The sequence below is a fragment of the Agriterribacter sp. genome (genome assembly GCF_035444585.1).
Classification (GTDB): domain Bacteria; phylum Bacteroidota; class Bacteroidia; order Chitinophagales; family Chitinophagaceae; genus Agriterribacter.
The window spans coordinates 1-5,835 of record NZ_DAOMOZ010000264.1 but is presented as its reverse complement, the minus strand read 5'-3'; the positions used below and the strand labels follow the sequence as shown (position 1 = coordinate 5,835).

4 protein-coding genes are annotated in these 5,835 nt (G+C 47.8%); all 4 read right to left on the bottom strand.

Going from position 1 to position 5,835, the window contains the following annotated elements:
* Positions 1 to 283 precede the first annotated feature (283 nt).
* Positions 284 to 1,438 (bottom strand): tRNA wybutosine-synthesizing protein 4 beta-propeller domain-containing protein, encoded by a 1,155-nt coding sequence (locus tag PLH26_RS19500; protein ID WP_324587696.1) that lies wholly within the window; start codon positions 1,436 to 1,438, stop codon positions 284 to 286.
* Between the two features lie 37 nt (positions 1,439 to 1,475).
* Entirely contained in the window at positions 1,476 to 2,417 is a 942-nt protein-coding gene (locus PLH26_RS19495; protein WP_324587695.1) for a dihydrodipicolinate synthase family protein, read from the bottom strand.
* 217 nt (positions 2,418 to 2,634) lie between these two features.
* The gene (locus tag PLH26_RS19490; RefSeq protein WP_324587694.1) at positions 2,635 to 4,197 is read right to left on the bottom strand and encodes a RagB/SusD family nutrient uptake outer membrane protein; all 1,563 of its coding nucleotides are present in this window, start codon (positions 4,195 to 4,197) and stop codon (positions 2,635 to 2,637) included.
* 25 nt (positions 4,198 to 4,222) lie between these two features.
* A partial coding sequence (locus tag PLH26_RS19485) for a SusC/RagA family TonB-linked outer membrane protein (protein WP_324587693.1) occupies positions 4,223 to 5,835 on the bottom strand: 1,613 nt, incomplete at its 5' end.

Below are 5,835 nucleotides of genomic sequence, written 5' to 3'. Positions count from 1 at the left end.
GGCACATAGGGGCACATAGGTTTTTGTTCTTACTGCGTTAATGTGTTTTCGTTTTAAGCACATAGGATCATAGGTACATAGGGGCACATAGGTTTTTGTTCTTACTGTGTTAATGTGTTTTCGTTTTAAGCACATAGGATCATAGGTGCATAGGTATACGTAGTTCGTTTTATCTCTTCTCTCAAACATGAGTTATTCCGGTTGCAAAAAATATCCGTTACCGCCCTCTTCTTGTTCACCTCATACCTCATACCTGAAACCTCCTACCCCTGCACCCTGCAACTTACTGTATCCTCCCCATCCATATGGCTGGCGTACGCACTCCGGCTCTTATTTCTCCATTGGGTATTACCACATCGTTATTCCACAAAATGGCAGTAGTGGTAACAGGTGCTTCAAAGGGAAGAGGATCGGTATTTGTCCAGTTGCCTGTGGTGGTATTGTATACTAATACTTCTTTACTGAACCCAGGGTGCGCAGCCTGCAATTGATTTTTTTGACGGATCAGGTCCTGTTTCTTTCCTGTATCGGTGGCTGCATTGATGGCGGCTATTAATCGTTCTGTTTCATGAAAAGTTTCTCCCTTATCTCCGCCAAACAGCAATATTTCGCTTTTCCCCGAAGCTATACCCGTTCCGGCACAGAGGCTGTAAGGTAACGATTGAATTTCCTTCCATTCGTTTTTTTTAAGATCAAATACATAAGCGGAGGCATAGATATCGCTGATGCCGTTCCGGTTTTTCTTCCGGCCACCCATAACATATACGGAAGAGCTGCCGGCCGACGATTGTGCAACCACCACGGCATGAGAAACGGCCTGGGGCAGGCTGGGTAAAGTATTCCATTGGGCGGTAGCATCTGCAATATCCAGACTATAAAAGCCGCTGCAGGTGCTGTCTGCATTTTCTCCGCCGGCGAGGTAAACGATATTACCGTGGGTGGTAATGCCCGCATTGCTGAGCGGGAGGGGAAGATCGGGCAACTTTTTGATGACCACACTACCGGCATGATCATCCCATTGCAGCAAAATTACTTTGGAGCTAATGCCATCCGGGTTTTCACCGCCGGCACATACCACCCCCATGGGAGTGGAGACACAGGCGGGGTAAGCCAACGCATAAGGCAAAGCGAATGTTTTATATAGCGCCAGGGAATCTTTGCCTGTTCTTTTCATTACAAAGCCCTGGTCGTAATATTTTTTCTTTCCGCCTTCCCAGGGCATTCCATCAGGAAAATTTGCGCCTCCGGCTACCAGCAGTACCTCCTGGTGAACACCGGTTACCGGCCCTGCAAAACCCCATGCGGTGGTTTGCCCCGGCAGGGGAGGGAGGGAGGCGGAAAGCGACCATTGTATAGCGGTATCCTGCCGTTTTTCTGTGCAGGAGGATAGATGAGTAAGCATAATAATAGTGAGAAGGAAAGTTTTAAGCAAGGTCATTATCGTTACACATTTGTTGCTGTTGCTTTGCCTGCTATCAGGCAGACTGTCCGGCCGGCACACGGGATGCGAAACCGCTGAAATTCAGTTGCTCCACATCTTTTCTGAATAACTCAAACTGTTCATCCGACATGTTCTTTACCGGCAGCCTGAACCCGCCGCAATCTACACCGATCAGCTTCATGTAGGCTTTGCCGGTAGCTATACCACCGTACTTGCCCAGCAGGCGGATCATATCAATGGACTGCTGCTGTAAGGCTCCTGCCTTTTCAAGGTCGTTGCTGTTAAATGCGTCAATCAGCTCGTAATATAACGGCGCCGCATAGTTGAATGTACTTCCTACCGCACCTTTGGTACCCAGCACCAGGGCCGAAAGCATATTTTCATCACGCCCCCACAGCATATCATACTTCCCGTTTTGAAAACGCATGCACGAAAGAAAATCCATGAAATCTTCGTGCGTGTATTTGATGCCGGCAAAGTTGGGTATTTTACCATCCGCTTCCTGCAGCAAATCGTACATGGCAATGTTTACGCCGGTAAGTACAGGTATGTGATAATAATAAAAAGGCATATCCGGTACGGCTCCTGCCACTTCCGCGCAGGCTTTCGCCAGCATGGCGGCATTGGCGGGTTTAAAATAAAATGGCGCGGTAAAAGATATAGCGTATAAACCAGTTTGCTTTGCATGTAGGGCCAGTTCCTTACATTCCGCAATACTGGTTCCTCCCAGGAACAGCATCACTTTAAAATCATGATCTCCTTTGGTGACCGCTCCCCAGGCTTCGGCTGCCGCTTTTTTTTCCTGCATGGTCATGGAAACGCCCTCGCCGGTAGAGCCGCAAATAAAAGCGCCGGTTACCCCGTTCGCTTTCAGCATTTCATAATAACGCGGGATAAGCACTGTATTCAATGAGCCGTCTTTATGCATGGGCGTAAAAGGTGCTGCAATTAATCCTTTCAAATGTTCTGATCTCATGTTCTGTTATTTCAAAATTGAAAATATGATTTCTTCAATGAAGGTGTTTCAAACGGGCCGGTATAAACAATTTGCCACAAAGGCGCCAGGACACAAAGTTCCGGTTTTTGGATTTTTATTTTCTTCGGATCTTGGAGCCTTTGTGGCAAAATTTACTTTTACAGGAACAATACCTGCTCAGCGGATCGAAGTTAGCTAAATCCGCAGATCATGTATATTATTTGGGTTTAGACGTAGCGTAACCCGGAGTTTGATCAACCAACGGATCATTGGTCCATATTGCTGTTTCCACCGGCCATAATATTTTATAACCCTGCGTGCCTTTATCCAAAACGCCGTAGGGATGACTGGCGCTGATAAAAACCAATGGTTCACCGCCATACTTCATTCTGCGGATATCGTACCAACGCTTGCCTTCATACACAAATTCTTTGCTGCGCTCAGCGAATATCGCCAGCTCATTGTCATCCTGTGAACCACTTACAAACGGTGTGGGATCAGCATTGGCGAATGCCCGGTCGCGAATTTGCTGAATATACGATGATGGATCGCCACCTTCTGCATTGGTTATTTCTGCAAGCATCAATAGCCTGTCTGCTTCGCGGTAAACCGGCCAGTCATCGGTAAACACTCTCCTGTTTGCGGCGTCCATTTGCCCGGGGAACTTAACCAGCGCGGTATTCCTTACAGTAACTACCACATCCGCGCCTGAAGCGCTGGTTTTATAGTAGTCGTAAAAAGTGGCATCCCTGCGTGTGTCGGCAACGTCGTACGACTGGAACAATTCGTAGGTATACGCATAACGCTGGATGATCTGGGCGGGAGCGCTGGCGATGTTCAGGGGATCTACAAGCGTGGGACCGAGGGTAGTAGAATCTTTTACATGCAGGTTATCGAAGTTGTAGGTAGAGTACAGGAAATAGGAATAGGCCGTACCCATCTCCGCTTCACCATCACGGTAGCGAACAGCAAAAATAACTTCGCTGTTGTTTTTGGTTTTGAACACATCCCCGAAGCTGGGAAGCAGTGAAGTGCCGGTTACAGCATTCAATGCCGATTTTGCTTCTGCCAGGTCCGCTGTGGTATTGTACAGTTTTGCAGACCACAAATACACTTCTCCTTTCAGCATCAATGACGCCAAAGGATTCCACTGGCTTTTATCGGCAGGTGCACCGGCTGTGCCAAACAAACTGATGGATTTATTTACATCTGCTTTTATTGCATCTAAAACTTCGGCCTCGGATGCTCTTGCTTTGCGCAGGGCTACTGCATCGGTATTGCCGTTTGATACTTCGGGCTCCAGTTGTATGGGAACGCCGCCATAGGTACGAAGCAGATGAAAATAATAATAGGCCCGCATGGCATAAGCCTGCCCGAGCAAATAATTCTTTTTATCGGCAACCAGGAAATCTGCTGCTTCCACTTTCTGAATGAAAAGATTCAATTGAAGGATGGGGCCATAAAAGCCCGCCCAACTGCCAATTCCGGACGAGGTTTCTTCTATATCATGGTTAATGATCGTTAATTCGCTCAGCGAGGTATTTTGACGGTCGGTGTTGCTGAAACCGCCGCCCCTCATTTCACCGAGGCGTAAAAACATAAACCGGTTATCACGGAACTGCTTGTGCAGTCCCACCATAAAATTGGTAACCTGCGATTCATTTTGCCAGAAGTTCCCGTCCCCATAATAATCTTCAGGGGCAAGCTCTAATGTTTTGCGGCAGGATGTGGCGACAATGGCCACCAGCGCTATGTATACTATATATTTAAACTTGTTCATGATCAGTGCATTTATTAGAATGAATTTAAAAGGTGAGGTTGGCTCCAAAAATCAATTGGGTGGGTATGGTATAAGCGCTGTTTTGACTTCCTGTACGCTCCGGTAAATTCAGCAGGCTGTTGGTTAAATATCCCAGGTTTTGTCCGGTAACGGTTAACCTTAGCCCCCTGATCCTTGCCTTTTCCAATAAGGCGGCGGGCAGTGAATAGCTCAATGAAACTTCCCTGAACGCCAGGTAGCTTGAATTTACAAAGAACATGCTGCTGGGTCTGTCGAAGTTTTTGGTGTTCAACTGATCCGCCCATGTATATCTGGGATATTTGGCGTTCGGATTTTCAGCCGTCCAGGTATCCTTTACTATATCGGTTGCATTAAATTCGCCCTGGAAATGTCCCAATGCCCACATCTGCATGGCATCCTGCTGGATATGCCCGAGTGCAAAATCAAAACGGGCAAAAAGGCTGAACCCTTTCCAGGAAACCGTAGTATTGAATCCGCCAGTCCACCGCGGCAGTGTGCGGCCGAGGGAAACCCTGTCCCTGTAATCAATGGTGTCATTCCTGTCTATGTCCTTCCACATCATATCACCCAACTGTGTGGCGATAAAGCTGAAACCGCCGGCATTCAGGTTCTTTTCGGTGATCAGCTTCTGGCTGGCCACACGTTTACCTGCGGAAGCTCCATATTGTACCTCGCCGGCAGCAAGGTCTATTTTATTATAATCCGCCAGATCTTTTTCATCCCTAATGATGCCTTCACTCACAAAGCCAAATATTTCACCCCATTCCTGTCCTTCCTGTAAACCGCCAACCCAGGTAAGCAGTCCTGTTGCAGGGTCATAGATCTGGTTACCGCCCTGCCGGTTTTTATCGTTGCCGTTAAAAGGAAGCTTCAGGATAATGTTCTTATTCCAGGCGGCATTGGCGTTAACCTGCCATGTCCAGTCTTTTTGATGGATGATCTTATAACCGAGGTCCAGCTCAAAACCGCGGTTGCGCATGCTTCCGTTATTGGTCCGGATGCTGGATATGCCCGAAGAAGTAGGCAGGCTTACAAAAGCCAGCTTATCATCCGTGATCCGGTTATAATATGCAGCAGAAACGTTCAACCTGTTATTAAAGAAGCCCATGTCTGCGCCCACTTCCGTGGTATTTGTTTTCTCCCAGCGCAACGCAGGGTTAGCCAAACTGGTTTGTAAAAAGCCAATGGTACCATTGTAAGGACTTTGTGAACCATAGGCGCCCTGCACTTCATACAGTCCAACGGCATTGCTGGTTCCTATGCCGATATTACCATTCTTACCCCAGCTTGCCCTGAGCTTCAGGTAAGATAACCAGCCTCCCACGGATGACATAAAGTTTTCCTTATGTACCATCCAGCCCACGGAAGCGGCAGGGAAAGTTCCATACTGGTTGTTGCCTGTTAAACGGGAAACACCGTCTCTTCTTACCGTAAAACTGGCCAGGTATTTACCATCCCAATCATAGAGCAGGCGGCCGAAGCCCGACATGATCCGGTCGCGGTTATGATAGGTATCCGTGCTGCGGGTTTGTGTTGTTGCACTATTCAGTGTGTATTGTAAATCCTGGAAATCATCCGTGGGCGCCTGGCTGCCGGCGGCATAAACACCTTTGGAAT

Excerpts from the sequence above, each read along its gene's own strand:
- PLH26_RS19490 (WP_324587694.1), bottom strand. The coding sequence starts at position 4,197 with ATGAACAAGTTTAAATATATAGTATACATAGCGCTGGTGGCCATTGTC.
- PLH26_RS19495 (WP_324587695.1), bottom strand. The coding sequence starts at position 2,417 with ATGAGATCAGAACATTTGAAAGGATTAATTGCAGCACCTTTTACGCCC.
- PLH26_RS19500 (WP_324587696.1), bottom strand. The coding sequence starts at position 1,438 with ATGACCTTGCTTAAAACTTTCCTTCTCACTATTATTATGCTTACTCAT.